The organism is Streptomyces sp. NPDC007157, assembly GCF_040634235.1.
Classification (GTDB): domain Bacteria; phylum Actinomycetota; class Actinomycetes; order Streptomycetales; family Streptomycetaceae; genus Streptomyces.
Window position 1 is genome coordinate 413,755 of sequence record NZ_JBEYFE010000001.1, and the last position, 26,346, is coordinate 440,100.

Sequence of the window (26,346 nt, forward strand, 5' to 3'; positions counted from 1 at the left end):
CCATGGTGCGCCGCGTTCTCTCCCTCACCTCCGGCCGGATCGCCCTCGGCATCCTCGCCGTGATCGCCCTCCTGGCGATCCTCGGTCCGCTGCTCGCCCCGCAGAACCCCCTGGCCACCAGCACCGACACGCTCGCGCCGGCCTCGGGCGCCCACTGGCTCGGCACGGACTACCTCGGCCGTGACGTGTTCAGCCGGCTCCTCGACGGCTCCCGCGTCAGCGTGCTCGGCGCCCTCGAAGTCGCCCTGGTCGCCCTGGTCGTGGGTGCGGTCCCCGGCATCCTGTCGGTGTATCTCGGGCGGATCTTCGAGTGGCTGACCCTGCGGCTGGCCGACACCCTGGTCGCGCTGCCGTTCCTGCTGTTCGCGGTCGCGGTGATCGCGCTGCTCGGCAACGGCATCGGCCAGGCGATGCTGGTCACCGGGGTGCTGGTCTCCCCGCTCTTCTACCGGGTGGGCCGGGCCGCCACCCTGTCCGTGGCCCGCTCGCAGTACGTGGAGGCGGCGATCGTCTCCGGCGCCTCGACCGGCTGGATCGTCCGGCGGCACGTCTGGGTCAAGGTGCTCCCGCCGATCGCGGTCGCGCTCGCCCAGACCATCGGCACCGGCTTCGTCATCGTGTCGAGCCTGACGTTCCTCGGCATCGGCGTACAGCCGCCCGCGCCCACCTGGGGCGGCCTGCTCGCCTCCGACCTCGGCTATCTCGACTACCAGCCGTGGGCACCGGTCGTCCCCGCCCTGCTGATCATGGTCACGGTCTGGGCCAGCAACCAGCTCGCCGACGCGATCCGTGACGTCTCCGGCGAGGCCGGCCGGGCCTTCGTCAACAACCGCACGGCCCGCGCCAACCGCCCGGACGGGCAGGGCAAGCGCGGCACGTCCGATGCCGTTCCCGCCGGAGGTGCGTGATGACCACCCTGTCCCAGAGCCCCGCTCCCGAGAAGACCCAGACACCCACCGGCACGGCCCCGGTGCTCGCCGTCCGTGACGTACACATCGGCGACCGGGTCGGGGACCGCGAGATCGTGCACGGGGTGAGCTTCGAACTCACCCCCGGGAAAACCGTCGGCATCGTCGGAGAGTCCGGCAGCGGCAAGACCCTCACCTGCCGGGCCACCCTGGGCATCCTGCCCCCGCACTTCGAGGTCACGGCCGGCTCCATCGAGATCGCCGGCACGGACATCGCCACGCTGACGCCCCGCGAGTGGACAAAGCTGCGGGGCGCGACGATCAGCGCGGTGTTCCAGGACCCCGCGTCGTACCTCAATCCGTCGATCCGGGTGGGCGCCCAGATCGCCGAGGTCGTCCGGGTCAAGAAGGGCCTGAAGCGGCGCGAGGCCCGGCAGCGGGCGATCGAGCTGCTCCACGCCGTACAGCTGCGCGACCCGGAACTGGTCTACGGCCAGTACCCGTACGAGTTGTCCGGCGGCATGCTCCAGCGGGTCCTGATCGCGGCCGCCATCGCCGCCGACCCGAGGATCCTCATCGCCGACGAGGCCACGACCGCCCTCGACGTCACGGTCCAGGCCGAGATCCTCGACCTGCTCGCCGAGTTGCGCGAGCGGACCGGGCTGGCCCTGGTGGTCGTCTCGCACGACCTGGCCGTCGTGTCCCAGCTCTGCGACGAGGTCCTCGTGATGCGCGAGGGCGACGTGGTGGAGCACGGCCCGACCGGCGAGGTGCTGCACCACCCGCGGCACGCGTACACCCGGCTCCTCATCGCCGAGCACGAGGAGTACGGCCTGGAGAAGTTCCGCGCACCTCAGGAGGCATCGTGACCACGCCGCCCGCCGTCCTCGAAGTCACCGGCCTGGAGGTGCACTACGGCGCGCGCCGGCAGCGCCGCCGAGCCCTGCACGACGTCTCGCTGAGCGTGGCGCCCGGCGAGACCGTCGGGATCATCGGCGAGACCGGTTCGGGCAAGTCCACCTTCGCCCGCGCCGTGCTCGGGCTGGTGGCCCCCTCGGCGGGCCGGATCGTCATCGGCGGCGAGGACGTCGGCGCGTACGGCAGGCGCCAGTGGCGGAGTCTACGCCGGCGCGGTGTGCTCCAGTACGTCTTCCAGGACCCGCTGCGCAGCCTCGACCCGGACCTCACCGTCGAGGAGTCGCTGATCGAGCCGCTGCTCGTACAGGGCGTGCCGCGCAAGGAGGCGGCCGACCGGGCCCGGACGTTCCTCGCCCGCGTCCGGCTCTCCGAGGAGCTGCTCGACCGGCTGCCCGGAGAGCTGTCGGGCGGTCAGCGGCAGCGGGTCGCGGTGGCCCGGGCGCTGGTCACCGAGCCGAAGCTGGTCATCCTCGACGAGCCGGTCAGCGCCCTGGACTCCGCCAACCGGGTCCAGATCCTGCAGATCCTCAAGGAACTCCGCGACTCCGGCACGGCCCTGGTCTTCATCTCGCACGACCTCGGGTCGGTCGCCGGGATCGCCGACCGGATCGCGGTCCTGTACCAGGGCGAGCTGGTCGAGACCGGCGCCGCCCGGGACGTGATCACCACACCCCGGCACGTCTACACCCGGCTGCTCGTCAGCTCCGCGCCCACCCTGCGGACGGCCTCGGCCGACCGGGCCGAACGCGAGGCCCTGCGCACCCTGCTGCACGCCTGAACCCCCTCGACTCCCATCCGCTCCCGTCCTACAGAACGGACTCACCGATGTCTCGCAAGATCCACCTCGCCCTGCACCCCTACGGCGTCGGCGGCCCCGGCCAGCACGGTCTCTGGAAGGACCCGCGGGTCGCGAAGAACGCCAGCATCGACATCAACTACTACATAGCGCAGGCCCAGGCGGCCGAACACGCCCTGTTCGACGCCCTGTTCATCGTCGACAGCCAGTTCATCAACGCCACCTACCCGGCCCACTACCTCAACCGCCTCGAACCGCTCACCCTGTTGTCGGCCGTCGCCACCCACACCCGGCACGTCGGCCTGGTGGGCACGGCGAGTTCGACGTACAACTCGCCGTTCAACCTGGCCCGCCGGTTCGCCTCCCTCGACCACATCAGCGGCGGCCGCGCCGGGTGGAACGTGGTGACCAGCTTCGACACCGGCACCTCCAGGAACTTCGGGCTCGACGAACACCTCGACTACACCACCCGGTACGGCCGTGCGCTGGAATTCGTCCAGGTCGCCCGCGGCCTGTGGGACTCCTACGAGGACGACGCGTTCCCCGCGGACGTGGTGCGAGGCGTCTTCCTGGACACCGCGAAGCTGCACGAACTCAACCACGAGGGCGAGCACTTCAGGATCGCGGGTCCGCTCAACCTCTCCCGCTCGCCGCAGGGCCAGCCGGTGATCTTCCAGGCCGGCGTCTCCGAGGAGGGCCGTGACCTCGCCGCGCAGGTCGCCGAGGGCATCTACGCGCCGGGCGGCTCGCTCCAGCAGGCGCAGGAGTACTACGCCGACATCAAGAAGCGCACGGCGTCCTACGGCCGCGACCCCGAACACATCAAGATCTTCATCCACGGCGGCCCGGTCGTCGGCCTCACCGACGAGGCGGCCCGGCTCCGGGAGCGGGAGATCTTCGAGGAGGACAACGACTTCGAGCGCAACCTCGCGCTGCTCGGCCGTTCCTTCGGCGCCTACGACTTCAGCGTGCACGACCTGGACGGCCCGTTCCCGGACGTCGCGCACCTCGCCGAGAAGGGCGGCCGCACCGGAGCGGCCAAGCTCATCGAGCGGGCCGCAGCAGAGGGCTTGACTCTTCGGCAGGTCGCCAACCTGGTCAGCGAGTTCCGGCAGTCGCCGTTCGTCGGGGCGCCGAAGACCGTGGCCGACACCATCGAGCAGTGGTTCGACGCCGGCACCTTCGACGGCATCAACCTCGCCTTCCGCACCAACGACGACCTGGAGCTCTTCGTGGACGGTGTCGTCCCGATCCTCCAGAAGCGCGGGCTGTTCCGCACCGAGTACGAGGCCGACACCCTGCGCGGCAACCTCGGCCTGCCGATCCCGGTCAACCGGCACACCGACGAGCGCCGGCTCGGGAACGGCTGACCGAGCCTCGTGAGAAGCACTCACCCGAAGACGCGATCCGGGCCCGACCGCGCCCGCACCGCAACCCGCACCCGCACCCGCACGCACAGGAGCCCGAGATGACCGAGTACAGCGACTACCACGCCCCCGAGGGCCTCCTGACCCGCGGCACCGTCGTCGTGGTGCCCGGCCGGGGAGAGAGCCGTGCCGCCTACGACCGTCTCGGCAGGCGGCTCGCGGCCGACGCCTACCGCGTCCGGGTCGTGGACGGCCCCGAGATCGACGCCGACGACCTGAACGGTTCGCTGGCCCGGTTCGGCGACCGGCTCGCCGCCGCCGTGGCGGGTACGGCGGCCGCCGAAGGCGGAGTGACCGGTCCACTCGTGCTGGTGGGCGCCGACTCCGGTGCCGCGGCCGTCGCGGCACTGCTCGGCCTCGGCGGCTCCTCGGCCGCCGCCATGCGGCCGGGGGCAGTCGTACTGGCGGGCCTCCCGGGCCGTACCGCCGGGACCGGCGGCGGCTGGGACGACGAACTCGATGTCCGCACGTCCTGCCCGACCCACCGAGGTGTGCTCAGCAACGACCCGGACGCGCAACGGGGCACGCTCGACGCCCCGTTGCCCGGTGCCCTGCTCGACGCGGCCTACCACGCGGACCTCGCCGTCCCCGCCCTGCTCCTCGTCGGCGACGCGGACCCGCTCGCGGACCGCGACGCCCTGGCCCGTACCGCGAAGACGCTGTCCCGCTCCCGGCTGGCGGTGGTCCGCGACGCCCACCACGACGTCCTCAACGACCTCCAGCACCGCTCGGTCGCGGCCGAGGTCGTGACCTTCCTGGAGGCATTGCGCACCGGGCTGGTGCCCGCGATCGCGGTGGAGTCGAGCGCCTGGTGACGGCCGCCGTCGCAGGTCCCTCTCTCACCCCTCCCGCTGCGTACCGAAAGGAAAGGGCATGAGCGCCCCGCTCCATCGAAGCCCGTCGCCCACGGCCACCGCCCCCGACGGCGCGGACCTCCTGCGCGACACCCTGCGCCGGCACGCCGCCGGAGTCACGGTGATCACCTTCGCGGGCCCCGTCGGCTTCACCGCCACCTCCTTCACCTCCGTCTCCCTGCGGCCGGCCCTGGTCTCGTTCTGCATCGGCCTCGACGCGTCCAGCACCCCCGCCGCGCGCCTCGCGGACCGCTTCGCCGTCCATGTCCTCGGCACCGCGAACGCCGCTCTGGCGAGGCAGTTCGCGCGCAGCGGGGTCGACCGGTTCGCCGGGGTGCGCTGGCGGGCGCAGCCGGACGGGCTGCCCATCCTCGACGACGTCACCGGCTGGCTGTCGGCCCGCATCACCCTGCGTCAGACCATCGGTGACCACCTGCTGGTCGTCGGCGAGATCGACGCGGGCGCGGTGGTCGAAGAGGCCCCGGCCCTCGTCCACCACAACGGATCCTTCGCATCGGCGCATCCACTGGTGTGAGACCACGCCCCCGCTCGCATCCGCCGGGGTGAGCGCGGCCCGCCGGGAGCAACCGAGGTACGGCGCGGGCGGCGGAGCCGGTGGGGCGGCTCACACCATCCGGATGACGCACCTGTCGCCGCTGTCCGCGGTGGTACCCCTTAGGCTGGCCGGTGCAGCTGGTTCGCCCCGTCCGCCAGGCGGGATGCGTCGCAAGAGGGAACCCGGTGGGAATCCGGGACTGCCCCGCAGCGGTGAGTGGGAACGAACGCCGTCATACGCACTGGGCCCGACGTACGGACCTGGGAAGCGACGGCCGGTAGGTGTCCTCCGTCAGGAGGGCGTGCCCGCGAGTCCGAAGACCTGCCAACTGCCCGCGCGCGAACCACTCGTGCGCGGACATCCCGGTGACCTCGAGGGCGGGTCGGCGTACACACCAGGCGGATGACCGTGCCGTGCAGGGTCGTTTCCGTCCGGTTCGTCGCCCCTTCGCGCTCTCGTCCCGTCTCCGGGATCTCAGGGATTCATCTCGCGAAGGAGATCTCCGTGACATCCAAGTCCGCAGCCGCGGCAGCACGGGCCACCGTGTACGGCTACCCCCGCCAGGGACCGAACCGGGAACTGAAGAAGGCGATCGAGGGCTACTGGAAGGGCCGGGTCGACGCCGACGCCCTCCGCGCCACCGCCGCCGGCCTGCGCCGGAGCAACTGGCGGCAGCTCGCCGGCGCCGGCATCCACGAGGTACCCACCGGCGACTTCTCGTACTACGACCACGTCCTGGACACCACCGTGATGGTCGGCGCGATCCCCGCCCGCCACCGGGCCGCCGTGGACGCCGATGCGCTGGACGGCTACTTCGCCATGGCCCGCGGCACCCAGGACGTGGCGCCGCTGGAGATGACCAAGTGGTTCGACACCAACTACCACTACCTGGTGCCGGAGTTGGGCCCCGACACCGTCTTCACCGCCGACTCCGGCAAGCAGGTCGGCGAGCTGAGGGAGGCCCTCGCGCTCGGCCTCACCGCCCGGCCGGTGCTCGTCGGCCCGGTCACCTACCTGCTGCTCGCCAAGCCGGCCCCGGGCGTGGCCGCCGGCTTCGACCCGCTCACCCTGCTCGACCGGCTGCTCCCGGTGTACGCCGAGGTCCTCGCCGACCTGCGCGCCGCCGGCGCGGAGTGGGTGCAGCTCGACGAGCCCGCCCTGGTCCAGGACCGCACCCCGGCCGAGCTGAACGCCGCCGAGCGAGCCTACCGCGACCTGGGGGCCCTGCCCGACCGCCCGAAACTGCTGGTCGCCTCCTACTTCGACCGCCTCGGCGAGGCACTCCCGGTGCTGGCCAAGGCCCCGGTCGAGGGGCTGGCACTGGACTTCACCGGGGCCGCCGCCGCCAACCTGGACGCGCTGGCCGCCGTCGGCGGACTGCCCGGCAAACGGCTGGTCGCGGGTGTCGTCAACGGCCGCAACATCTGGGTCAACGACCTCGCCGGGTCGCTGTCCACACTCGGCACCTTGCTGGGCCTGGCCGACCGGGTCGACGTCGCCGCCTCCTGCTCCCTCCTCCACGTGCCCCTCGACGCGGCGGCCGAGCGGGACATCGAGCCGCAGATCCTGCGCTGGCTGGCCTTCGCGAAGCAGAAGACCGCCGAGATCGTCACCCTCGCCAAGGGCCTGGCCCAGGGCACCGACACCATCGCCGCCGGGCTCTCGGCGAACCGGGCCGACCTCGCCTCCCGCGAGAACTCGGCCGTCACCCGGGACCCGGCGGTGCGCGCCCGCACCGCCGCGATCACCGACGCCGACGGCCGCCGCTCCCAGCCGTACACCGAGCGGACCACCGCCCAGCGTGCCCACCTCGGGCTGCCGCTGCTGCCGACCACGACCATCGGCTCCTTCCCGCAGACCGGCGAACTGCGCACCGCGCGCGCCGACCTGCGCACGGGCCGGATCGACACGGCCGGCTACGAGGAGCGGATCAGGGCCGAGATCCAGGAGGTCATCTCCTTCCAGGAGAAGTCCGGGATCGACGTCCTGGTGCACGGTGAGCCCGAGCGCAACGACATGGTCCAGTACTTCGCCGAGCGGCTGACGGGGTATCTGGCCACGCGGCACGGCTGGGTCCAGTCGTACGGCACCCGGTACGTGCGGCCGCCGATCCTGGCCGGTGACATCTCCCGTCCCGAGCCGATGACCGTGCGCTGGACGACGTACGCCCAGTCGCTCACGGACCGCCCGGTCAAGGGCATGCTGACCGGTCCGGTCACCATGCTGGCCTGGTCCTTCGTCCGGGACGACCAGCCGCTCGGCGACACCGCCCGCCAGGTCGCCCTCGCCCTGCGCGACGAGGTGAACGACCTGGAGGCGGCCGGGACTTCGGTGATCCAGGTGGACGAGCCGGCGCTGCGCGAGACCCTGCCGCTGCGCGCCGCCGACCGCCCGGACTACCTGGCGTGGGCGACCGAGTCGTTCCGGCTGAGCACCGCCGGGGTGCGTCCTCGGACCCAGATCCACACGCACATGTGCTACGCCGAGTTCGGCGACATCGTCCAGGCCATCGACGACCTGGACGCGGACGTCATCAGCCTGGAGGCGGCCCGCTCGCACATGCAGGTCGCCCGCGAACTCGCCGCGCACGGCTACCCGCGCGAGGCCGGACCCGGTGTCTACGACATCCACTCGCCGCGCGTGCCGAGCGCGGAGGAGGCCGCCGGGCTGCTCCGCACCGGCCTGAGGGCGATCCCCGCCGAGCGGCTGTGGGTCAACCCCGACTGCGGCCTGAAGACCCGCGCCTGGCCCGAGACCCGCGCCGCCCTGGAGAACCTGGTCAGCGCGGCCCGCACGGTCCGTGAGGAGCTGCCCGGCTCCTGACGGCACCGGACCAGCCGGGCCGGGGCGCCCTCGGTGCCCCGGCCCGTTCTCGTCACTTCTGGTGCGGCTTCGGGTGGTGGGACTTCTTGCCGCACTTCTTCACGTCGATCCGGACGACCTGGGGGTCGTGGTCGCTCGCCTGGTCGGCGAACTCGGAGTTGATGTGGACGACGTCGTAGTCGTAGCGGGTGATGGAGGGGCTGGTCAGGATGTGGTCCAGGGTCTGGCTGTTGCCGTCGTAGACGTAGCTGTAACGCTGGGACACCGGGAGGGTGTTGATGAGGTCGGTGAGGTCGTTGCCGTCGTCGGTGAGGGTCTTGACGGCATCGGAGAACTCGAAGTCGTTCAGGTCACCGGCGGCCACGATCCGGGCCCGGGGGTCGGCGGCGAGCAGCGACTCGACGAAGGCGTTCTCCTCCTTCGCCTGGAGCCCCCGCTGTGTCTCCGAGGAGCGGGTCGGCTCCTGGTAGCGGCCGTGGATCGGGTCGTCGCCGCCCTTGGAGATGAAGTGGTTGGCGATGACGAAGACCGTCTGCCCCTGGAACACGAACTCGCCGACGAGCGGCTTGCGACTGTCCGTCCAGGCGGCACTGGCCGGGTCGATCCGGCCCGGGGAGGCGGACAGGTGGGCCTGGCCCCTGCGGTCCTTGACCACCGAGACGGCCGTGGTGGAGGCGTCACCCGAGGAGGCGCGGTCCACGAAGGAGACCCGCTTGGTGTTGAAGAGGAACACCTGGCGGATGTTGCCGCCGGGCTCGCCGCCGTCCTTGTCGTCGACCGGGTTGACGTACCGCCAGGAGTACTTCGGGCCGCCGGCCGCGACGATGGCGGCGGTGAACTTCCCCAGGGTCGCCTCGGCGGAGACGGTGCCGTCGTCGGTGGCGCCGTTGTCGTCCTGGATCTCCTCCAGGGTGACGATGTCGGGCGAGGAGAGGTTCTTGACGACGCCCTTGGCGAGCCGGGCGAACTTGTCGTCGCTGTCGGTCGGGTCGAGGTTCTCGACGTTGTAGGTGGCGAGCGCCAGCTCGTCGTGGGTCTGCTTGCGCGTCACCTCCTGCTGGAGACCGTTGTCGACGGCCGTGCCGGTGGAGGCGGCCGAGGGGGCGAGCAGGTAGCCGCCGAAGTCGGAGTAGTCCACCGGGCCGGTGGTGGTGCCGGCCAGCTTGTCGCCGACGTTGAGGACGGGGGTCGTTCCGTCGGCCGAGACGATCTCGATGCGGCCGGTGTTCTGCCGGTCGTAACCGCCGTAGAGGGTGCCGCCACGCTTGGTGGGGTTCTCGTGCGGCTTGGCCGTCACGAACATCTCGCCGTAGGTGTTCGTCGCGCCGACCACGCGGGCGTCCGAGACCGAGGCGCGCATGCCCTCGATGGACTCGTAGAAGTCCTGGGAGTAGACGGTCGGCTGGAGGGTCAGGCCCTCGATGCTGCCGCCGTTGTCGGTCGGCGTGTACGCGCCGGGGATGGTGGCGGCGTTGAGCGCGACCGCGTCCGGCAGGGCGTTGCCGGTGGAGAGGGTGGTGGAGACCGGGCTGCCCAGCTCGGTGACCGACTGGGCGGCGGAGGCCGGGTAGTACTCCGTGACCTTGCCGCTGACCAGGACCGAGTCGCCGACCGAGACGGTGGGCGTGGCGGAACCGGTGTAGACGAACAGGCCCTCGCTGGTGGCGGGGTCGGCGTCCGGGGTGGGGTCCTGGATCCAGTAGCCCCTGCTGCCGGTGGTGCGGACGGCGGTGACGATGCCGGGGACGCCCACCACGCTCTGGCCCTTGAGGGGCGAGATTCGGGTGGTGCCCTGGATGTCGTGGATGCGGAAGGCGCCGGGCGCGGTCGGGCCGCCGGTGCCACCGCCGCTGCCGCCGCTCGCGGTGTCGCCCGCGCTGTTGGTCGGGGTGGGCGTACCGGCCGTGAAGTCGGCCGAGTTGTCGTCGGTGTCGGCGAGCGAGGCGGCCCGGGACACGGAGGTGGTGTTGCTCGTCGCCGGTGCGTCGCCGCCCTCGCGGACGACGGCGGTGCCGTAGCCGAGGAGGTCCACGACATTGGCGTCGCCGGTGCAGTCGGCGGCCGTCTTGCAGGTCAGCGCGGTGGTGCCCTTGACCAGGGCCACGGTGCCGGCGGTGGCGGACATCGCGATGTTGCCGGTCGCGTCGGCGGTCGGCAGCGCGGTCGTGCCGCCGGCGCCCGCGCCCTCGCCGACCAGGTAGTCGCCGCCGGCGGGGAGCGCGCCGGTGAGCGGGGTGACCTGCCACGGCGAGCTCGCGGAGGCGGCGGCCGGGAGGTACTGGACGCTGTAGCCGTCCAGGGAGTAGGGCGCCGTGGAGCGGTTGGCCAGCTCCACGAAGTCGTTGGTGAGCGTCGCCCCGGAGTTGCCTCCGCCGCCGTACGCCTCCGAGATGACCGCGCTCGCCGACGGGGTGGCGAACGCGGCGGGCAGCGGCGCCACGATGACGGCAGCCGTGGCCATCGCGGCCACGAACGCGGCGCCGGCTACCCGCGATGCGCTGGGTCTGTGAATCTGCACGAGGATGACTCCTTCAACGTCCGCCGGAGAAAGGGCACATGACGTGCTTTCGACCGGTGCGATCCATGCGACCGGCTGAGGTTACGCGCGTAGAAATGACGCAACAAGGGGTACGCGGTTAAATCTGCGGGTCCAGTCGGACTGTGCACGCCGGGCACGGGAGCGGTCCGTGCGGCCTCCCGTCCTACCGCAACAGCCCCGCCTCGCCGAACGCCCGGGGCAGGAAGCGTTCGGCCATGCGGGCATAGCCGGCCGGGTTCGGGTGCAGCCCGTCGGGGAGGTCGGCGATGTCCTCGGGGCCGAAGAGCGTGGTGCCGTCGATGACGTGGAGGCGGTGGTCACCGGCCTTCCGGCGGCGCTCCACGTGCTCGGTCAGCAGCTCACGGACGCGCGTCAACGTCAGCGCTCCCACCGCCAGTTCGGTGGGGCGGTCGCGGGTGTGCACCTTGCCGTCGGTGCCCGGCAGCGTGGGGCCGGGGCTGGTTTCGACGGCCGGGCAGACGATGGGGCTGATGACGAGGACCGGTGTGTCCGGGTGGCCGTCGCGGACGGTGTCGAGGAAGCCGTGGAACGCCGGCACGAAGGTGCGCTCCCGCAGGGTGTCGCCGTTCACGATGTTGATGCCCAGTTCGAGGCTGATCGCGTCGGCGGGCAGGTCGCGGATGGCCCGGGCCATGAAGGGGTCGAGGTGGCACTCGCCGCCGAGACCGAGGTTGACGAGGGAGCGGCCCGCGCGCCGGGCGACGATCGCCGGCCAGGTGCCGGTCGGACGGTCCGCCTCCGAGCACTGGCTGATCGAGCTGCCGTGGTGCACCCACACCGGGCCGCTCGCCGGGGCCGGGCGCACCGACGCGCCCTCCGGGACCCGTACGTCGACGAGCTGGGTCGCCCGCGCGTTGGACAGCCAGATCTCGACGCGGCGCTCCCGGGGTTCGGCGCCGGGCGTGAACCGTACGGTGGCCGGTGGGGCCGGGTGGTCGTCCAGGGCCATGGTGGCGGGGTCGACGAGGACGAGCGTCTGGTCGGAGGTGGTGACGGGCGCCCGCAGTTCGCCGTCGACGACCAGGTCGAAGACGGCGTCGGACGGCTCGGATCCCGCCATCACGACCTGGGTGAGCCGGGCGTCCACTTCGATCTCGGTGGCGTCCGTGAGCATCTCCAGCCGTACCCCGGAGGGCATGGTGCTGACGATCTCGTAGCCGGTGTCCGCGAGTTGGGCGCGTCCGGGGCCGGGAGCCCGGTGCAGGGTGATCCCGGCCGGTCCGGGGGTCTTCTCCAGGGCTCCGACGACACAGTCGAGCGCGAGAGGGAGGATGGAACGCACGTGGCGGCTCTCCTTGGGGACGGCGTGGCAGGCTACTCCTGCCCCGGATCCCGGCCGGTGGTCAGAATTCCGCCGCCGACCTGCTCCGGGGCACGATGATCATGCCCGTTCGGGTACGGCGCGGACCGGAGCCGACGGACCTCCGCACCCCGGCCGCGCGGAACCACGGCGCGCACGACTGACCGCTGCCGATGCCCGCACACCGCCGTACTGGCAGGATGACGGCATGGAACGTGTGCTTGGAATCGGTGGACATTTCCTGCGGGCCGCAGACCCGGCGGCCCTGACCGCGTGGTACCGCGACTGTCTGGGCCTGGACATCGACGACCACGGGCTGTGGCACCAGCAGGCCGGCCCCACGGTCTTCGCGGCCTTCGAGTCCGGGACCGACTACTTCGGCTCCCCCGCCCAGCAGACCATGCTGAACTTCCGGGTCGGCGACCTGGACGCCATGCTCGCCCAGCTCCGCGCCGCGGGAGCGGACGTGGCCGAGGAGACGCAGGACATGGACGGTGTCGGCCGGTTCGGCTGGGTCACCGACCCCGAGGGCAACCGCATCGAGCTGTGGCAGCCCGCCTGACCGTGCCGACACCGTGACGTGGATCCGGCCGGTGTCAGTGGTGGTGGCCGTGCCGGCCCAGGGTCTGCACGGGGGTCGCGCCGGGCCGCGACCACTGCGGCACCGGGCGGCTGGTCGGGCCCCAGGTGGCGTTCCCGTCCGCGTCCGAGCGCCAGGACCAGCACGGGCTGTCCCCCTTCGGCCAGCCCTCCGGGTTCTCCTCCCATGCCTCGCCGCGGCCGTAGGGCGTCATGTCGAGCAGGCCGAGGGAGCCGCTGACCCGCTCGTTGCCACGGCCCGTGGTGGAGTAGGTGAGGAAGACGCGGTCGCCGTCCCGCAGGTAGCTGGCGAGGTAACCCATGGGGCCGCCGGCCGGGCCTTCCACGTCGCGCACCGAGTACCAGGGCTGGGTGTAGCCCATGAACTCGACGTAGGGGGCCACCTCGTCCCACCGGCCCGTGGTCAGGACGGCGTACGAGACACCGCGGGCGTTGAGGTACACGGCGTCCTTCAGGTGCCAGGCCGTGGTGGTGCAGCCCTCGCACTGCCCCTGGTGCGGCGCGCCGTCGTGCCACATGTGCTTGTAGACCACGAGCTCGTCGCGGCCCTGGAACAGGTCCAGGAAGGGGACCGGGCCGTCGGCCCCGACCACCTCGACCGTGCCGTCGAACTCCACCATCGGCAGCCGGCGACGGGCCGCGGCGATCGCGTCGCCCTCACGGGTGTGGGCCTTCTCGCGGACCAGCAGCTCGTCCCGGGCGGCCTGCCAGGCGGCGAGGTCGACCACGGGCGGGCGCCCGGGCAGCGCGGTGGTCGGTTCGTCCGGTGTGGCGGTCATGGTGTCCTCCGTGGTCTCTGGTATCGGGCACCGTCGTACGGCCGACGGCCTACGGCGGTCACCGGAACAGACTCCCGGCCCGGCCGGAACTCATCGCCGCGGAGGCTCCGGCACACCGTCGAGGGTGTGGTGGGAGCAGGTGGCCTGTCGGAGCGTTCAGCGGGCATGCGTACGGTGAGGGCCGATCGGCGCGCCTCGGGCCGCGGACATCCAGGCAGGGTGTTCCGGCGCGAGCGGCCACCCGGCGCCGCGATCCCGTTGCCGTACGAGGAGGTCTGCCTGTGGCCGAGTACCCGAACACCCCTGCTCCGCCGCCGACCGACGCGGCCGAAGCCGAGGAGCAGCGGATCTTGGACGAGCGCAACAGGCGGCTGGCGCGTGCCGGTGTGGCCCGCGCCGAAGAGCTGTTGCTGACGTACTACCAGCTCTCCTCGCGCGAGGAGTCGTTCGAGCTGCTGCGCGACACCTCCCAGCGGTTCAACCTCAAACTGCACACCCTCGCCGCCGCCGTCGTCCGGCTTCCGGTCCCCGAGGCGACGGCCCCCCGGTGGGTCACGGGCCGCCCGCACGGGGGTCCGCCCCCGCTGCCCGCCCTGCGCACGGACGGAACGCGCCCGGAGAGCCAGGGGGCGGTCCTCGATGCCGCGCTGCGGCGCACCCTGCGCATCACGGATACCCGGATGGGCAACGTGCAGCTGGTGGAGAACCGGCTGCTGCGCATGGTGCGGCACACCGGGCTTAACCGGCGCTTCACCGACTACTTCACCTTCGTCGACAGCGGGACCACCTCGTGCGCGCAGGCGGCCGAGGAGGTACGGCAGGTCACCGTGAAGGACGTCCGCTCCTGCGACACCTTCGACGAGGGCTCCCGGCGGACGATCCTCCAGGCCGGCAGCCGCGCCTGCCACAGCGTGCCCCTGGTCAGCCCGAAAGGCGCCGTGATCGGCATGATCTCCGCGCACCACGAGCACCCGCTGCACGAGCTCGCACCGGCCCAGCTGGCCGCTCTGGAGCAGCTCGGCGGCGAGGTGGGCCGCTGGCTGCTCTGGCACGACAACACCGTGGTGGTCGACGCCCTGAACCATCTCCATGTCCGGGCCGCCCGCCGACACTGAGCCCGGCTGCTGCCCGTCCCGGGCACCGGGAGGTGAGAGCATCCGTCTCATGGATGATGCGGGCGGTCGTACGGCTGGGTGGTGGGCGGCGCTGCGCCGGACCCCGGTGTCCGTCTGGAACGACGACGTCACGGACTGGGCCGCCGCGCTGACCTACTACGCGGTCCTGGCCCTTTTCCCCGTGCTGCTGGTGATCCTCTCGGTCCTGGGGCTGACCATCCCCACGGCCAGGCCGGAGGTCATCGAGCGCATCGCGCAGGCCGCCCCGCTCGCGTCCCGTGCCCTGCTGCGCGGCACCCTGCGGCAGATGGCCGGCCAGTCGTCGGCGGCCTGGACGCTGATCTTCCTGGGCGGGGCGGGAGCGCTGTGGTCGGGATCCAGCTATCTGAGCGTCTTCCGACGGGCGCTGCACGCCATGTACCGGATCAGCTCGCAGCGGCCGCTGTGGCGCACCGCGCCCCGGATCATCACCACGGCCCTGGTCCTGATCCTGCTGCTGCTCACCTCCGTGCTGGCGTTGTTCCTCACCGGCAGCCTGGCCGGTTTCCTGGGGCGGGCGCTGGATCTCGGCACCGGGCCGCAGGCCGCCTGGAACGCGCTCCGGTGGCCGCTGGTGGTCGCGGTCGCCGTCGTCACGGTGCTCGTCCTGTACCACTCGGGCCCCGAGTCCTCCCGCCCGGTCGGGAAGATGGCGCCGGGCGGTGTGCTGGCGGTGGTTCTCCTGCTGGTCGTCTCGCTGGGCTGCACCGTCTACACCTCCCATGTCAGCAGCTACCACCGGCTGTACGGTTCGCTGGGCGGCGTCGTGGTCTTCCTGATCTGGCTGTGGCTGTCCAACCTGGCCCTGCTGGTCGGCGCCCAGTTCAACGCGGAGCTGGCCAGGACCGCTCAGGAGGAGTGAGCCGGGCCCGCGGACCCGCTGGTGTTCCAGTCCAGGCGCAGCACGGCGAGGTCGTCGGTGTGGCGGTCCGCGTTGAGGGCGCGGGTGCGGGCGATGAGCCGGTCCAGGTGGGTGCCGGGGTCGGGCGTGCGCAGCGTGTCGATGATGCGCAGCAGGCCGTCGACTCCGAGCCGGGCGCCGGACCCGTCCGCGAAGCCCTCGATGAGTCCGTCGGTGTAGGCGATGAGCGCTCCGTCGGCGGGCAGCGCCAGCGTGGTGGCCGGCCAGTCGCCCACTCCGGGGGCGATGCCCAGCGCGATTCCGTGGGCGGCGGTGACCTGCCGGGTGCCGTCGGGGGTGACGATCAGGGGTTCGTGGTGGCCGGCCAGGTGCAGGGTGAGGGTGGCGGCCCGCGGGTCCAGGGTGATGAGGGAGCAGGTGGTGAACAGGTCGCTGCCCGCGCGTTCGGCGATGTGTATCTGTTCCAGCAGGTGCAGCAGGTGCTGGGCGCGGTGTCCGCCGAGGGTGAGCGCGCGCCAGGCGATGCGCAGGCAGACCCCGAGCGCGGCGGCGTCCGGGCCGTGCCCGCTGACGTCTCCGATGATCGCGTGGACCTGGCCGTCGTCGGTCTGGACGACGTCGAGGAAGTCACCGCCCAGCAGGGCCTGGGCCCGTCCGGGGTAGTAGCGGCTGGAGGCGGTGACGGCCGTCGAGGAGAGCAGGGGTTCGGGCAGCAGCCCGCGTTCCAGGCGGGCGTTCTCCTCGGCCCGCAGCCGTCCGATCTGGAGGGCGGCGTTGGCGAGTTCGGCCTGCTTGCGCTGGACGGCGTAGCGGACGGCGCGCTGCATCAGGTCGGGTTCGACCTTGCCCTTGACGAGATAGTCCTGGGCGCCGACGGCGAGGGACTCGACTCCGGCGCGGGGTTCGTCCAGGCCGGTCAGGACGATGATCGCGGCGTGGGTGTCGGCCTGGATGGTCTGGATGGTCTCCACCCCGGAGGCGTCGGGCAGGTGCAGGTCGAGCAGCACGCAGTCGACGGGAAGGGCCGCGAGTGCCCGGTGTGCCTCGGCGGCGGTGTGGCACCGCGTCAGGGTGTGCGGCAGGTCGGTGTCGTGGAGCAGTTCCTCGACCAGGAGGGCGTCACCGTCGTCGTCCTCCACCAGCAGGACGTCGTACTGCTCGGCCAACTGCTCGCCGCGGCCTGCGGATGGACCGGTCACGACTGTCTCTCTCTGTCCGGGACGGCCGTCGCGGCCGCGGGGGCGGGTAGGGCGGGAAGGGTGAACACGATGCGGGTGCCGGTCCGGTGGTCCGGGTCGATCGAGATGGTGCCGCCGTGGAACTCCACGACCTTCTTGCACATCGCCAGACCGATGCCGGTGCCCGGATAGACGTCCCTGGTGTGCAGCCGCTGGAAGATGACGAAGACCTTCTCCCGGAACTCCGGCGCGATCCCGATGCCGTTGTCGCGGACCTCGAACTCCCAGCTCCCCTCGGCCTGCGTCGCGCCGATGTGGATGCGCGGCGGCCGGTCGGGGTGATGGAACTTGATCGCGTTGGACAGCAGGTTCTGCAGCAGCATGCCGAGCTGGGTCGCGTCCCCGAGGACGGTGGGCAGCGGGTCGTGGGTGATCTCGGCGCCGGTCTCCTCGACGCGCACGCTGAGGTCGTCCACCGTCGTGCTCAGCACCTCCTCCAGGTCCACGGTCCGCTGCTCGTTGTGGACGCGGCCGACCCGGGAGAAGACCAGCAGGTCGTTGATGAGGCTCTGCATGCGGTTGGCACCGTCGACGGCGAAGGCGATGTACTGGTCGGCCTTCTCGTCCAGCTGTCCGCCGTAGCGCCGTTGCAGGAGCTGGGTGAAGCTGGACACCTTGCGCAGCGGTTCCTGGAGGTCGTGCGAGGCTACGTAGGCGAACTGCTCCAGCTCCGCGTTCGACCGCTTCAGGTCCTCCGCCTGCTCGTCCAGCAGCCCGCGGGCCTCCTCGCTGAACCGCAGCTCCGCCACCAGGCGCAGACGCATCGACTCCAGGTCGGAGGCGAGCCGGCGCAGGTCCGCGGGGCCGGTGCCGTCGAGGGAGCGGTCGAACCGGCCCTGCGCCACGTCACGGGCGGCCGAGCCGAGCCGGCTGAGCGGGCCGGTGACACCGCGTCGCAGGCCTTCGAAGACGAGTCCGGCCACCACGGCGATGACGCCCGCGATGACGGCGAACATCCAGTTCCGCAGGGTCACGGCCTGCCGCAGCTGGCGGGTGGCCACCGCCCGTTCCTGTTCCAGGTGGGCCTGCTGCCGTGTCATCGCGCGCCGCAGGGAGTCGAACGCGGTCTTGCCCTCGTCGGCCCGGGCCGTGGTGATCTTCGCGGCCTGGGCGGGGGAGGCCGCCGAGACGGGCCGGGCGATGCGCTCCTGCCAGGTCCCGGCGAGTCTCTCGACCTCGGCGAGGTCGCCGCGGGCCCGGCCGTCGTCACTGAGCAGCGGCCGCAGCCGCTTCAGCGCCGCCTGCTCGTCGGTCACGCCTTGCGCGTAGGGCTGCAGGAAGTCACGTCGGCCGGACAGGCCGTAGCCGCGGATGCCGGTCTCCTGGTCGACCAGCGCCTCCTCGACCCGCATCGACTCGATCAGGGCCGGGGACCGCCGGTCCACCAGCGCGGTCGTGATCTGCGAGGTCCGCCACATGGCCCAGCCACCCAGCGACCCCAGCACCGCCAGGACGACCAGGGTGCCGGCCACGCCCACCCGTAGCCAGCGCCGGGTCGTCCAGCCGGCGAACGCGCCAACGGCGCCTGACGGCTTGCTTGTCATCGCGGTGGACTGCTCCCTCGGCCGGCCGGGCTGGCCGCACCTCGGCGCGCGGCAAGCACACTGTACTCGGGGCCCGACAACGCATGTTGTCCCTTCCTGGATCAACCCCCTAGGGTGATGTCATGCCCGTTCCCTCTCCCCCTCCCGGTCCCGCGAGTGGGGATACGGACGTGCTGGTGACCCAGGTGGTGGACGAGCTCACCCGGCTGCTCACGCAGGCGACCGCCGGCCCCCCGGCGGACCCCGTCGACACGGCGGGCGAGGCCCGGTGGCATGCTCTGCTGCGGTTGCGGGTACTCGCAGGCGTCAAGCAGACCGTCAGACACCTGGAGGACCAGGCCGCCCACGCCGCCGCGGAGAGCGGCGCCGGCTACCCGGAGATCGGCCGGGCCGTGAGCATGAGCCGCCAAGGGGCTCGGCGCCGCTGGCCCGGGCTGATCACCAACAGCACAGACCACTCGACCCGCCCCACACCCCGGAGCTCCTGAATCATGGCTGCCGCCGCATCCCGCCCGTACGACGTGCTGCTGGTCGAGGACGACGTCGCCGACGCGATGCTCATCCAGGACGCCCTCACCGAACGCGGTACGCGCAATCTCACCAAGGTCTCCGACGGCATCGAGGCCCTGGACTACCTGCGCGACCCGGACAACGAGCGTCCCGACCTCATCGTGCTCGACCTCAACATGCCCCGGATGAACGGGCGCGAGTTCCTCGCCGTGGTGAAGGAGGACGCGGACCTGCGGACCATCCCGGTCGTCGTGCTGACCACGTCCGTCGCGCCCGACGACGTCAACGGCGCGTACCACCACCACGCCAACGCCTATGTCACCAAGCCCGTCAACCTGGAGGAGTTCGAGACGGCGGTGCGCAGCATCGACGCCTTCTACCTCGACATCGCCGTCAAGCCCCCCAAGGCAGGGTGACCACGGCCGTTCTTACGGAGTCGTGACGTGCGGGCGCGGGCGCGTGGTCCGGCGCCCGCGCGGGCCTAGCGTGGCCGTATGCGTGTACTGGTCACCGGCGGTGCCGGGTTCATCGGGTCCCATGTCGTCGAGGCGCTGACGGCGCACGGGCACGAGGCTGTCGTGTTCGACGTGCGCGACGATCCGGGCGCCGACGTACGCAATCCGGCGGCGGTCGGGCGGGCGCTCACGGGCGTGGACGCGGTCTGCCACCAGGCCGCGATGGTCGGGCTGGGCGTGGGGTTCGGGGACGCGGCGGAGTACGTCTCCCGCAATGATCTCGGTACGGCCGTGCTGCTGGCCGCGATGGCCGAGGCGGGGGTACGGCACCTCGTGCTGGCCGGGTCGATGGTCGTGTACGGGGAAGGCCGGTACGAGTGTCCGCGCCACGGCGTGGTACGGCCCGGACCGCGCGCGGTCGCCGACCTGGAGGCCGGGCGGTTCGAGCCGACGTGCCCGGTGTGCGGGGCGGAGCTGGCCCCGGGGCTGGTCGCCGAGGACGCGCCGGCCGATCCGCGCAACGTCTACGCCACGACCAAGCTGGCCCAGGAGCACCTGGCCGCCGCCTGGGCCCGGTCGACGGGCGGGACGGCGGTGTCGCTGCGCTACCACAACGTGTACGGACCCCGGATGCCCCGTGACACCCCCTACGCCGGCGTGGCCTCCTTCTTCCGTTCCGCGCTCGCCCGGGGGGAGGCGCCCCGGGTGTTCGAGGACGGGCGGCAGCGCCGGGACTTCGTGCACGTCCGGGACGTGGCCGCCGCCAACGCGGTGGCCCTGGAGGCGCGGCCGGAGCCGGGTGCGCTGACCGCGTACAACACCGGCAGCGGCGAGCCGCACACCGTCGACGATATGGCCCGCGCGCTGGCCGAGGCCCACGGCGGGCCGAGGCCGGTGGTCACCGGGGAGTTCCGGCTCGGGGACGTCCGGCACATCACGGCCGACTCCTCGCGGCTGCGGGCCGACCTGGGCTGGAAGGCCGAGGTCGGGTTCGCGGCGGGGATGCGGGAGTTCGCGCGGGACGGGATGCGGGGCGCATAGGCCCCGGACGGACCGGTGGTGCTGCCCACGATCAGGAAGCGGCGGTGGGCAGCACCACCTCGAAGCAGCAGCCGCCGGGGATGTTGTGCACGGTGGTCCGCCCCTGGTGCGCCTCCACGATCCCGCGCACGATGGCGAGACCGAGTCCCGCTCCGGCAGGGGGCGTCCGGGCGTGGCTGCCGCGCCAGCCGGTGTCGAAGACGCGCGGCAGGTCCTCTTCGGGGATGCCGCCGCAGCCGTCCGTGACGGACAGCACAACACCCTCGGGACCGCGCTCGGCGGCGACCGCGACCGTGCCGTCGGGCGGCGTCCGGCGGATGGCGTTCACCAGCAGATTGCCCAGCACCCGGCTCATCTCCTTGCCGTCCACCTCGACGGGCACCGGCTCCACCCGGCCGCCGACCAGCCGTACGCCCTGCTCGCGCGCCAGCGGGTCGGCGCCCGCGAGGGCGTCGCCGACGAGGTCGTACAGCGACATCCGGCTCGGGCTCAGCGCCAGCGTCCCGGCGTGGATGCGGGAGAGTTCGAAGAGGTCGCCGACCATGTCGTTGAGGCGCTCGACCTCGGTGCGGATCTGCTTCAGATATCGGTCCGGTTCGGTGGCGACCCCGTCCTCCAGCGCCTCCGACATGGCGCGCAGGCCGGCCAGCGGGGTGCGCAGGTCGTGCGAGATCCAGGCGACCAGCTCCCGGCGCGAGGTCTCCAACGCGCGTTCCCGCTCCCGGGACTCGGCGAGCCTGGCGCTGGTGGCCGCCAGCTCGCGGCTCACCTCGGCCAGTTCCGCGGTGGCCGGGACGGCGGGCGCGGCAAAGTCGCCGTCCTCGCCGAACGAGCGTGCTGCGAGGGCGAGTTCACGGCTGCGGGCGCCGACCCAGCGGCCCAGTATCAGCGCGCTGACGAGCGAGACCACGGCCGCCATCGCGACCACCGTCGTCACCACCGACAGGTCGTGCGAGGACAGGAACATCGCCCAGGCCACGGCCAGGGTGCCGGCGAGCATCGCGACCACGCCGACGGCGGCGACCACGGCGATGGACGCGGTGAGCGAGCGGCGCCGGAGCAGGCGCAGCGCGGCCGCTCCGGCGAGCCCGGTGAGGGCGGCGCCGGCCAGGGCGTACAGGGCGATCAGCAGGGTGTCGCGCATGTCAGTCCACCTCCTGCTCGACGGCCTCGGGATCGAAGCGGTAGCCGACGCCCCACACCGTCTGGATCAGGCGTGGGCGGGCCGGGTCGTCCTCGACCTTGGCGCGCAGCCGGCGGACATGGACGGTCACGGTGGACAGGTCACCGAAGTCCCAGCCCCACACCGCGCGCATCAGGTCCTCCCTGCCGAATGCCCGCCCCGGGTGCCGCAGGAAGAAGGCGAGGAGGTCGAACTCGCGCAGGGTGAGGGCGAGTTCGACGCCGTTCCGGGTGGCGCGGCGGGCGCCCGGATCGAGGGTGACGCCGGCGGTGGAGAAGGAGTGCGCGGCGGGCGCGGGGCGGGCGCGGCGCAGCACCGACTCCACCCGCAGGACCAGTTCGCGGGGGCTGAACGGCTTGGTGACGTAGTCGTCGGCACCGACCTCCAGGCCCAGGATCCGGTCGTCCTCGTCGCCGCGTGCGGTGAGCATGATGACCGGGACGGGGGCGTGGCCGCGCAGCCGCCGGCAGACCTCCAGGCCGTCCATGCCGGGCAGCATCAGGTCCAGCACCACCAGGTCCGGCCAGTGGGCGGCGGCCCGGGTCAGGGCGGTGGGGCCGTCCTCGGCGTGGTCGACCAGGTACCCGGCACGGTCGAGATACCCGGTGACGACCTCGGCGACGGTCGGATCGTCGTCGACGACCAGGACCCGGGTGGCGGCGGGGGCGGCCCGGTCCTCGGTGAGCTCGTACGGCTGCTGCATGCCTCCACCCTCGCACCGGGCCGTCGCGGGTGTCGCGCCCGAGGGTGGGGACGGGGCGCGACGTCCGCGTTCCGTAAGAAACCGGGGAGCCGGGCCGCCGGTTCCGACGTCCGCGTTTCGTAAGGAGCCGACGCCCGTTATGTCAGGTTCGCGTTCGTAGGGTGACACCGTGACCACCTCACCAACCTCCCCGACAACGGACGTGGACGTCGTCCTCCCCTGTCTGAACGAGGCCGAGGCCCTTCCCTGGGTGCTCGGCCGGATCCCGGCGGGCTGGCGGGCCCTCGTGGTGGACAACGGCTCCACGGACGGCTCGGCGGACATCGCCCGGGCGCTCGGCGCGACCGTCGTCCACGAGGCGCGGCGCGGCTTCGGCGCGGCGTGCCACGCGGGGCTGACCGCCGCGACCGCCGACATCGTCTGCTTCTGCGACTGTGACGCCTCGCTGGATCCGGGGCTCCTCGTGCCCTTCGTCCGGGAAGTCCTCGACGGCGAGGCGGACTTGGTGCTCGGCCGACGGCGGCCGCAGGGCCGGGGGGCCTGGCCGGCGCATGCCCGGGCCGGGAACCTGGCGCTGGCGCGGATGCTGCGGCGCCGTACCGGGCTGCGGCTGCACGACCTCGGTCCGCTGCGGGCGGCGCGTCGGGAGGCCCTGCTCGGGCTGGACCTCGACGACCGGCGGAGCGGCTATCCGCTGCAGATGGTGGTGCGGGCGGCGGACGCGGGCTGGCGGATCGCCGAGCACGGTGTGCCGTACCTGCCGCGTACCGGTACGTCCAAGGTCACCGGAACCTGGCGCGGCACGTGGCAGGCGGTGCGGGACATGAGCCGGGTGCTGAAGGAGCGGCCCCGGGTGCGAGTCGGCGGGAGCTGAGCGCGCCCACGCGGCGGAGCCGCACCTCGATACGGCCCCGCGCCCCTTACGGGGCGCTTCGCCCTCCGCGTCCCACCAGCCGCGGGGGACGCCGCAGCTCCCCGGCCGCGGGCAGTCGTTCCTCCAGAATCCCCCGCCCCTCACTCATCCGCAGCAGCCAAGGAAGCCCCACATGACCACCCTTCTCGTGATCGCGAAAGAACCCCTGCCCGGCAAGGTGAAGACGCGGCTCACCCCGCCCTTCTCGCCCGAGCAGGCCGCCGCGCTCGCCGAGGCGTCCCTCGCCGACACCCTGCACGCCGTGGCCCGGACCCCCGCCACCCGCCGCGTCCTGGTACTCGACGGAAACCCCGGCCCCTGGCTGCCACCCGGCTTCGACGTCGTACCGCAGTGCGCGGGCGGCCTCGACGCACGTCTCGCCGACGCCTTCGCCCGCTGCTCCGGCCCGGCCCTCCTCATCGGCATGGACACCCCCCAGGTCACCCCGGCCCTGCTCACCGTGGACTTCGCGGACCGCGACGCGTACTTCGGTCCCGCCGAGGACGGCGGGTTCTGGGCGCTGGGGCTGGCCGACCCGGACCCCGGGCTGCTGCGCGGGGTGCCGATGTCCACGGCGGAGACCGGCGCGGTGCAGCGGCGGCGGCTCGTCGCCGCCGGGCTGCGGGTCGAGGACCTCCCACGACTGCGGGACGTGGACACCGCCGCGGACGCCGCCGCCGTCGCCGCCCTCGCCCCGCACGGCCGCTTCGCCGCCCGCCTGGCCCGGTACGCGGCGCACAGCGGGACCGGCCGCCGATGACCACCTCGCCGCCTCTCGCCTGGACCGGCGCCGACCCCTACGCCACCGCCCTGCGCACCGGCCGCGGCCCGCTGTTCCTGCGCCGCACCGACGGATGGCTGCTGCCCCTGGACGTCGAGCGCTGGTGCGCGCGGGCCGATCCGGTCGACCGGGAGGTCCTGGACCGCTGCGAAGGTGCCGTCCTGGATGTCGGCTGCGGTCCCGGGCGGCTCGTCGCCGAACTCGCCGCCCGGGGCCGTACCGTCCTCGGTATCGACGTCAGTACGGCCGCCGTCGAGCACACCGTGCGGCTCGGCGGCCAGGCGCTGCGCCGCTCGGTCTTCGAGCCGCTGCCCGGCGAGGGCCGCTGGGGCACCGTCCTGCTCATGGACGGCAACGTCGGGATCGGCGGCGACCCGCGCGACCTGCTCGACCGGGCGGCCCAACTCCTCGCCCCCGGCGGTCTGTTGATCGCCGAGACCGCCCCACTGGACGTCGACGAACGCGCCCGCGTCCACCTCACCGACGCCCAGGAGGCGGTCGGCGCCCCCTTCCTCTGGGCGCGGCTCGGCACCGCGGCCCTGCTGCGGTACGCGGGGGACTGGGAGCGCTGCGGTCAGTGGGCGGCCGGCGGGCGCCGCTTCGTCGCCCTGCGCAGCCGGAACGCCAGCAGCAGCGCCGAGCCGCCGAAGAGCACGGCGGTGATCAGCAGCCAGCGGGCCGGGTAGCCGTCCGAGGACTGGCCGGTGGCCGACCGGTAGTGCCCGGCCACCATCCCGCTGATCAGCGGGAACCACACCAGCAGGAGCAGCGCGGAGAGCGCGGCCGGGACCCGGATGTACATCGTCTTGCCCCACTGCCCCGAAGGCGTGGGCGGTGCCCCCACCTGGCGCCCGGCGGCGCCCAGCCCGCGGACCACCGCCCGGTCGGCCAGCGAGTACAGCGGCAGCAGCACGAGGTCGTGCAGCAGGGCCGCGCCCACCACCCACAGCACCACACCGAGCCAGTCGCCGGACAGCAGCCGTACGCCGGCATAGGCGGCGAGCGCGAACGAGCAGGCCAACAGGAGGAGTTGCAGAGGACTGCCGAGCGGGAGGCGCAGCCGCCGCAGCAGGGCGCGGACGGGCCGGGGCGAGCGCATCACAGGTCTCCGAAGGTCATCCGGGCCACCCACTTGGTGTTGAGCACACCGGGCGCGGCGGGCACGATCACGCGTGCCGGGTAGCCGTGGTCGGGGGACAGGTCCTCGCCGTTCACCTGGAGGGCGAGCAGGGAGCGCGGGTCGGCGACCTGGTTGGCACGCAGGGCCGCGCGGCGGAAGGCGCCGTGCAACTGGATCGACTCCACGAGCACGTCCGGCGGGTCGCCGTCGTAGCCGACGAGTGCCGCGAGGTCGCGCAGCCGCACCCCGCGCCACCACTGGTCGGCGGTGGACCAGCCCTCGACGCAGGCGATGGGCAACGCGGCGCTGTGCAGGGGCAGTCGGAGCAGTTCGGTGCGGCTGAGACGGACCGTCCGGCCGTCGCGTCCGGTGACGACCAGCCGCCAGGCCTCGCCGCCGGTCGTCCTGGCGTCGATCCCGGCGTATGCGGCCGTCTTGTTGATCTGGAAGCCGTTCGGCCCGCTGCCGGGGTCGGCTCCGCCGTGCGGGGCGAGCAGGGCGGTGCGCCGCAGCGCGCCCCCGATGCTCTGTCCGGCCGTGGTGACGAGCAGCAGCAGGGACGCGCCCCCGACGAACCAGAGCGCCCCGCGCCGGGACACGGTCGGCGCGTCCGGCCGGGCGGCCGCCAACTCGCCCTCGTCCCGGCGCCGTTGCCGGACCGCCCGGAGCGCCACCGGTGTCTTGAGTGCCGCGTGGGCCACGAAGGCGGCGAAGAACACCCAGGCGCCGTAGAAGTGCAGGGGGTAGAAGGAGCCGGGGAAGACGTAGTCGAGCTGGACGTTGAGGACGCCGGTGGTGAACTCGAAGAGGCCGCCGCCGACCAGCAGCAGCAGGGAGATCCGCTCCAGCGCGTGGGCGAGCGAGCGGGCCGGGGGCAGCGTGAACAGCTTCGGCACCACCGACCACAGCTTGGCGAGCAGCACCGGGATCAGGGTGACGCCGAGGGTGACGTGCAGGCCCTGGGTGGCCCGGTAGAGCCAGGACGGGTTCGTCGGCCACGGGAAGAGGTAGAAGCCGAGGATGCCCTTGTCCGGGGTCTGGTCGTTCACCGGGGCCAGGTTCGGGTTGTAGGCGGCGTACGACACCAGACCGGTCACGAACAGCACGGTGATACCGACGAGCAGCACGAGGCCGAGCACGGAGGTGAACCAGGTGCCGCGCAGCGGGCTGCGCCAGAAGCCGGGCGAGGTGGGAAGCCGGGGGTCGTCGTGTCGCATGGTCCGACCGTAGGCCGGGCAAACCCCCGGAACGGGTGCGCGACCCATGACGAAAGTCTGACGTCAGCCGCCTGATCCACTCCTTCGCCCGGTCGCCGACCTAG

The 26,346-nt window shown here is 72.7% G+C and carries 25 protein-coding genes and 1 riboswitch; of the genes, 16 read left to right on the plus strand and 9 right to left on the minus strand.

Going from position 1 to position 26,346, the window contains the following annotated elements:
* Positions 1-2: 2 nt before the first annotated feature.
* From ABZ642_RS01845 to metE, 7 genes are all read left to right on the plus strand, one after another.
* Positions 3-908 carry an ABC transporter permease gene (locus tag ABZ642_RS01845; protein ID WP_360475439.1) on the plus strand — a complete coding sequence of 302 codons (906 nt, stop codon included), beginning with the start codon at positions 3-5 and terminating at the stop codon, positions 906-908.
* Positions 908-1,777, plus strand: coding sequence for an ABC transporter ATP-binding protein (locus ABZ642_RS01850; protein ID WP_360475442.1), 870 nt, complete (start codon positions 908-910; stop codon positions 1,775-1,777). The genes ABZ642_RS01845 and ABZ642_RS01850 overlap by 1 nt, the downstream gene beginning before the upstream one ends.
* Positions 1,774-2,604, plus strand: a complete 831-nt coding sequence (locus ABZ642_RS01855; protein WP_360475445.1) for an ABC transporter ATP-binding protein — start codon at positions 1,774-1,776, stop codon at positions 2,602-2,604. The genes ABZ642_RS01850 and ABZ642_RS01855 overlap by 4 nt, the downstream gene beginning before the upstream one ends.
* 47 nt (positions 2,605-2,651) lie before the next feature.
* The gene (locus tag ABZ642_RS01860; RefSeq protein ID WP_360475448.1) at positions 2,652-3,992 is read left to right on the plus strand and encodes an LLM class flavin-dependent oxidoreductase; all 1,341 of its coding nucleotides are present in this window, start codon (positions 2,652-2,654) and stop codon (positions 3,990-3,992) included.
* Positions 3,993-4,090: 98 nt separating this feature from the next.
* Positions 4,091-4,864 (plus strand): alpha/beta hydrolase, encoded by a 774-nt coding sequence (locus ABZ642_RS01865; RefSeq protein ID WP_360475451.1) that lies wholly within the window; start codon positions 4,091-4,093, stop codon positions 4,862-4,864.
* A gap of 58 nt (positions 4,865-4,922) precedes the next feature.
* Positions 4,923-5,438: a flavin reductase family protein gene (locus ABZ642_RS01870; RefSeq protein ID WP_360475454.1), complete on the plus strand. Its 516-nt coding sequence runs from the start codon at positions 4,923-4,925 to the stop codon at positions 5,436-5,438.
* A 157-nt stretch (positions 5,439-5,595) separates the two neighbouring features.
* Positions 5,596-5,789: riboswitch (cobalamin riboswitch) on the plus strand.
* Between the two features lie 174 nt (positions 5,790-5,963).
* Positions 5,964-8,282 (plus strand): 5-methyltetrahydropteroyltriglutamate--homocysteine S-methyltransferase, encoded by a 2,319-nt coding sequence (metE, locus tag ABZ642_RS01875; protein ID WP_360475457.1) that lies wholly within the window; start codon positions 5,964-5,966, stop codon positions 8,280-8,282.
* Positions 8,283-8,334: 52 nt separating this feature from the next.
* On the opposite strand, the gene ABZ642_RS01880 is transcribed toward metE, so the two are convergent.
* Both ABZ642_RS01880 and ABZ642_RS01885 read right to left on the minus strand, forming a co-directional pair.
* The gene (locus ABZ642_RS01880; protein WP_360476062.1) at positions 8,335-10,743 is read right to left on the minus strand and encodes an endonuclease/exonuclease/phosphatase family protein; all 2,409 of its coding nucleotides are present in this window, start codon (positions 10,741-10,743) and stop codon (positions 8,335-8,337) included.
* Positions 10,744-10,984: 241 nt separating this feature from the next.
* Positions 10,985-12,124, minus strand: coding sequence for an SGNH/GDSL hydrolase family protein (locus ABZ642_RS01885; protein ID WP_360475460.1), 1,140 nt, complete (start codon positions 12,122-12,124; stop codon positions 10,985-10,987).
* A 226-nt stretch (positions 12,125-12,350) separates the two neighbouring features.
* Between ABZ642_RS01885 and ABZ642_RS01890 the strand changes: the two genes are divergently transcribed.
* Positions 12,351-12,704 carry a VOC family protein gene (locus tag ABZ642_RS01890; RefSeq protein WP_360475463.1) on the plus strand — a complete coding sequence of 118 codons (354 nt, stop codon included), beginning with the start codon at positions 12,351-12,353 and terminating at the stop codon, positions 12,702-12,704.
* 34 nt (positions 12,705-12,738) lie between these two features.
* Here ABZ642_RS01890 and ABZ642_RS01895 read toward each other — a convergent pair whose 3' ends face one another.
* Positions 12,739-13,521 carry a DUF899 family protein gene (locus ABZ642_RS01895; RefSeq protein WP_360475466.1) on the minus strand — a complete coding sequence of 261 codons (783 nt, stop codon included), beginning with the start codon at positions 13,519-13,521 and terminating at the stop codon, positions 12,739-12,741.
* 281 nt (positions 13,522-13,802) lie between these two features.
* Between ABZ642_RS01895 and ABZ642_RS01900 the strand changes: the two genes are divergently transcribed.
* Both ABZ642_RS01900 and ABZ642_RS01905 read left to right on the plus strand, forming a co-directional pair.
* Positions 13,803-14,636, plus strand: a complete 834-nt coding sequence (locus ABZ642_RS01900; RefSeq protein ID WP_360475469.1) for a GAF domain-containing protein — start codon at positions 13,803-13,805, stop codon at positions 14,634-14,636.
* A gap of 49 nt (positions 14,637-14,685) precedes the next feature.
* Positions 14,686-15,537: a YihY/virulence factor BrkB family protein gene (locus ABZ642_RS01905; protein ID WP_360475472.1), complete on the plus strand. Its 852-nt coding sequence runs from the start codon at positions 14,686-14,688 to the stop codon at positions 15,535-15,537.
* On the opposite strand, the gene ABZ642_RS01910 is transcribed toward ABZ642_RS01905, so the two are convergent.
* Complete coding sequence (locus ABZ642_RS01910) at positions 15,525-16,736, minus strand: fused response regulator/phosphatase (RefSeq protein WP_360475475.1); 1,212 nt, start codon at positions 16,734-16,736, stop codon at positions 15,525-15,527. The two genes, ABZ642_RS01905 and ABZ642_RS01910, sit on opposite strands and share 13 nt — an antisense overlap.
* On the minus strand, positions 16,733-18,319 hold the full coding sequence (locus ABZ642_RS01915) for an ATP-binding protein (protein WP_360475478.1): 1,587 nt from the start codon (positions 18,317-18,319) through the stop codon (positions 16,733-16,735). Before ABZ642_RS01915 ends, ABZ642_RS01910 begins: the two co-directional genes overlap by 4 nt.
* Positions 18,320-18,489: 170 nt before the next feature.
* On the opposite strand from ABZ642_RS01915, the gene ABZ642_RS01920 reads away from it, so the two are divergent.
* The 3 genes from ABZ642_RS01920 to ABZ642_RS01930 all read left to right on the plus strand — a co-directional run bounded on the left by ABZ642_RS01920 (position 18,490) and on the right by ABZ642_RS01930 (position 20,325).
* Positions 18,490-18,807 (plus strand): hypothetical protein, encoded by a 318-nt coding sequence (locus tag ABZ642_RS01920; RefSeq protein WP_360475481.1) that lies wholly within the window; start codon positions 18,490-18,492, stop codon positions 18,805-18,807.
* A 3-nt stretch (positions 18,808-18,810) separates the two neighbouring features.
* The gene (locus ABZ642_RS01925; protein ID WP_360475484.1) at positions 18,811-19,245 is read left to right on the plus strand and encodes a response regulator; all 435 of its coding nucleotides are present in this window, start codon (positions 18,811-18,813) and stop codon (positions 19,243-19,245) included.
* A 78-nt stretch (positions 19,246-19,323) separates the two neighbouring features.
* Complete coding sequence (locus ABZ642_RS01930) at positions 19,324-20,325, plus strand: NAD-dependent epimerase/dehydratase family protein (protein ID WP_360475487.1); 1,002 nt, start codon at positions 19,324-19,326, stop codon at positions 20,323-20,325.
* Positions 20,326-20,356: 31 nt separating this feature from the next.
* On the opposite strand, the gene ABZ642_RS01935 is transcribed toward ABZ642_RS01930, so the two are convergent.
* Both ABZ642_RS01935 and ABZ642_RS01940 read right to left on the minus strand, forming a co-directional pair.
* On the minus strand, positions 20,357-21,469 hold the full coding sequence (locus ABZ642_RS01935; protein ID WP_360475490.1) for a HAMP domain-containing sensor histidine kinase: 1,113 nt from the start codon (positions 21,467-21,469) through the stop codon (positions 20,357-20,359).
* A gap of 1 nt (position 21,470) precedes the next feature.
* A complete protein-coding gene (locus ABZ642_RS01940) occupies positions 21,471-22,211 on the minus strand; it encodes a response regulator transcription factor (RefSeq protein WP_360475493.1) in 741 nt (246 codons plus the stop codon).
* 169 nt (positions 22,212-22,380) lie between these two features.
* On the opposite strand from ABZ642_RS01940, the gene ABZ642_RS01945 reads away from it, so the two are divergent.
* The 3 genes from ABZ642_RS01945 (at position 22,381) to ABZ642_RS01955 (ending at position 24,591) form a co-directional block, all read left to right on the plus strand.
* The gene (locus ABZ642_RS01945) at positions 22,381-23,085 is read left to right on the plus strand and encodes a glycosyltransferase family 2 protein (protein WP_360475496.1); all 705 of its coding nucleotides are present in this window, start codon (positions 22,381-22,383) and stop codon (positions 23,083-23,085) included.
* Between the two features lie 172 nt (positions 23,086-23,257).
* Positions 23,258-23,884, plus strand: a complete 627-nt coding sequence (locus ABZ642_RS01950; RefSeq protein WP_360475499.1) for a DUF2064 domain-containing protein — start codon at positions 23,258-23,260, stop codon at positions 23,882-23,884.
* Entirely contained in the window at positions 23,881-24,591 is a 711-nt protein-coding gene (locus ABZ642_RS01955) for a methyltransferase domain-containing protein (protein WP_360475502.1), read from the plus strand. Before ABZ642_RS01950 ends, ABZ642_RS01955 begins: the two co-directional genes overlap by 4 nt.
* Here ABZ642_RS01955 and ABZ642_RS01960 read toward each other — a convergent pair.
* Both ABZ642_RS01960 and ABZ642_RS01965 read right to left on the minus strand, forming a co-directional pair.
* Positions 24,480-25,004, minus strand: coding sequence for a hypothetical protein (locus ABZ642_RS01960; protein WP_360475506.1), 525 nt, complete (start codon positions 25,002-25,004; stop codon positions 24,480-24,482). The two genes, ABZ642_RS01955 and ABZ642_RS01960, sit on opposite strands and share 112 nt — an antisense overlap.
* Positions 25,004-26,242: a molybdopterin-dependent oxidoreductase gene (locus ABZ642_RS01965; protein ID WP_360475508.1), complete on the minus strand. Its 1,239-nt coding sequence runs from the start codon at positions 26,240-26,242 to the stop codon at positions 25,004-25,006. Before ABZ642_RS01965 ends, ABZ642_RS01960 begins: the two co-directional genes overlap by 1 nt.
* Between the last annotated feature and the right edge of the window lie 104 nt (positions 26,243-26,346).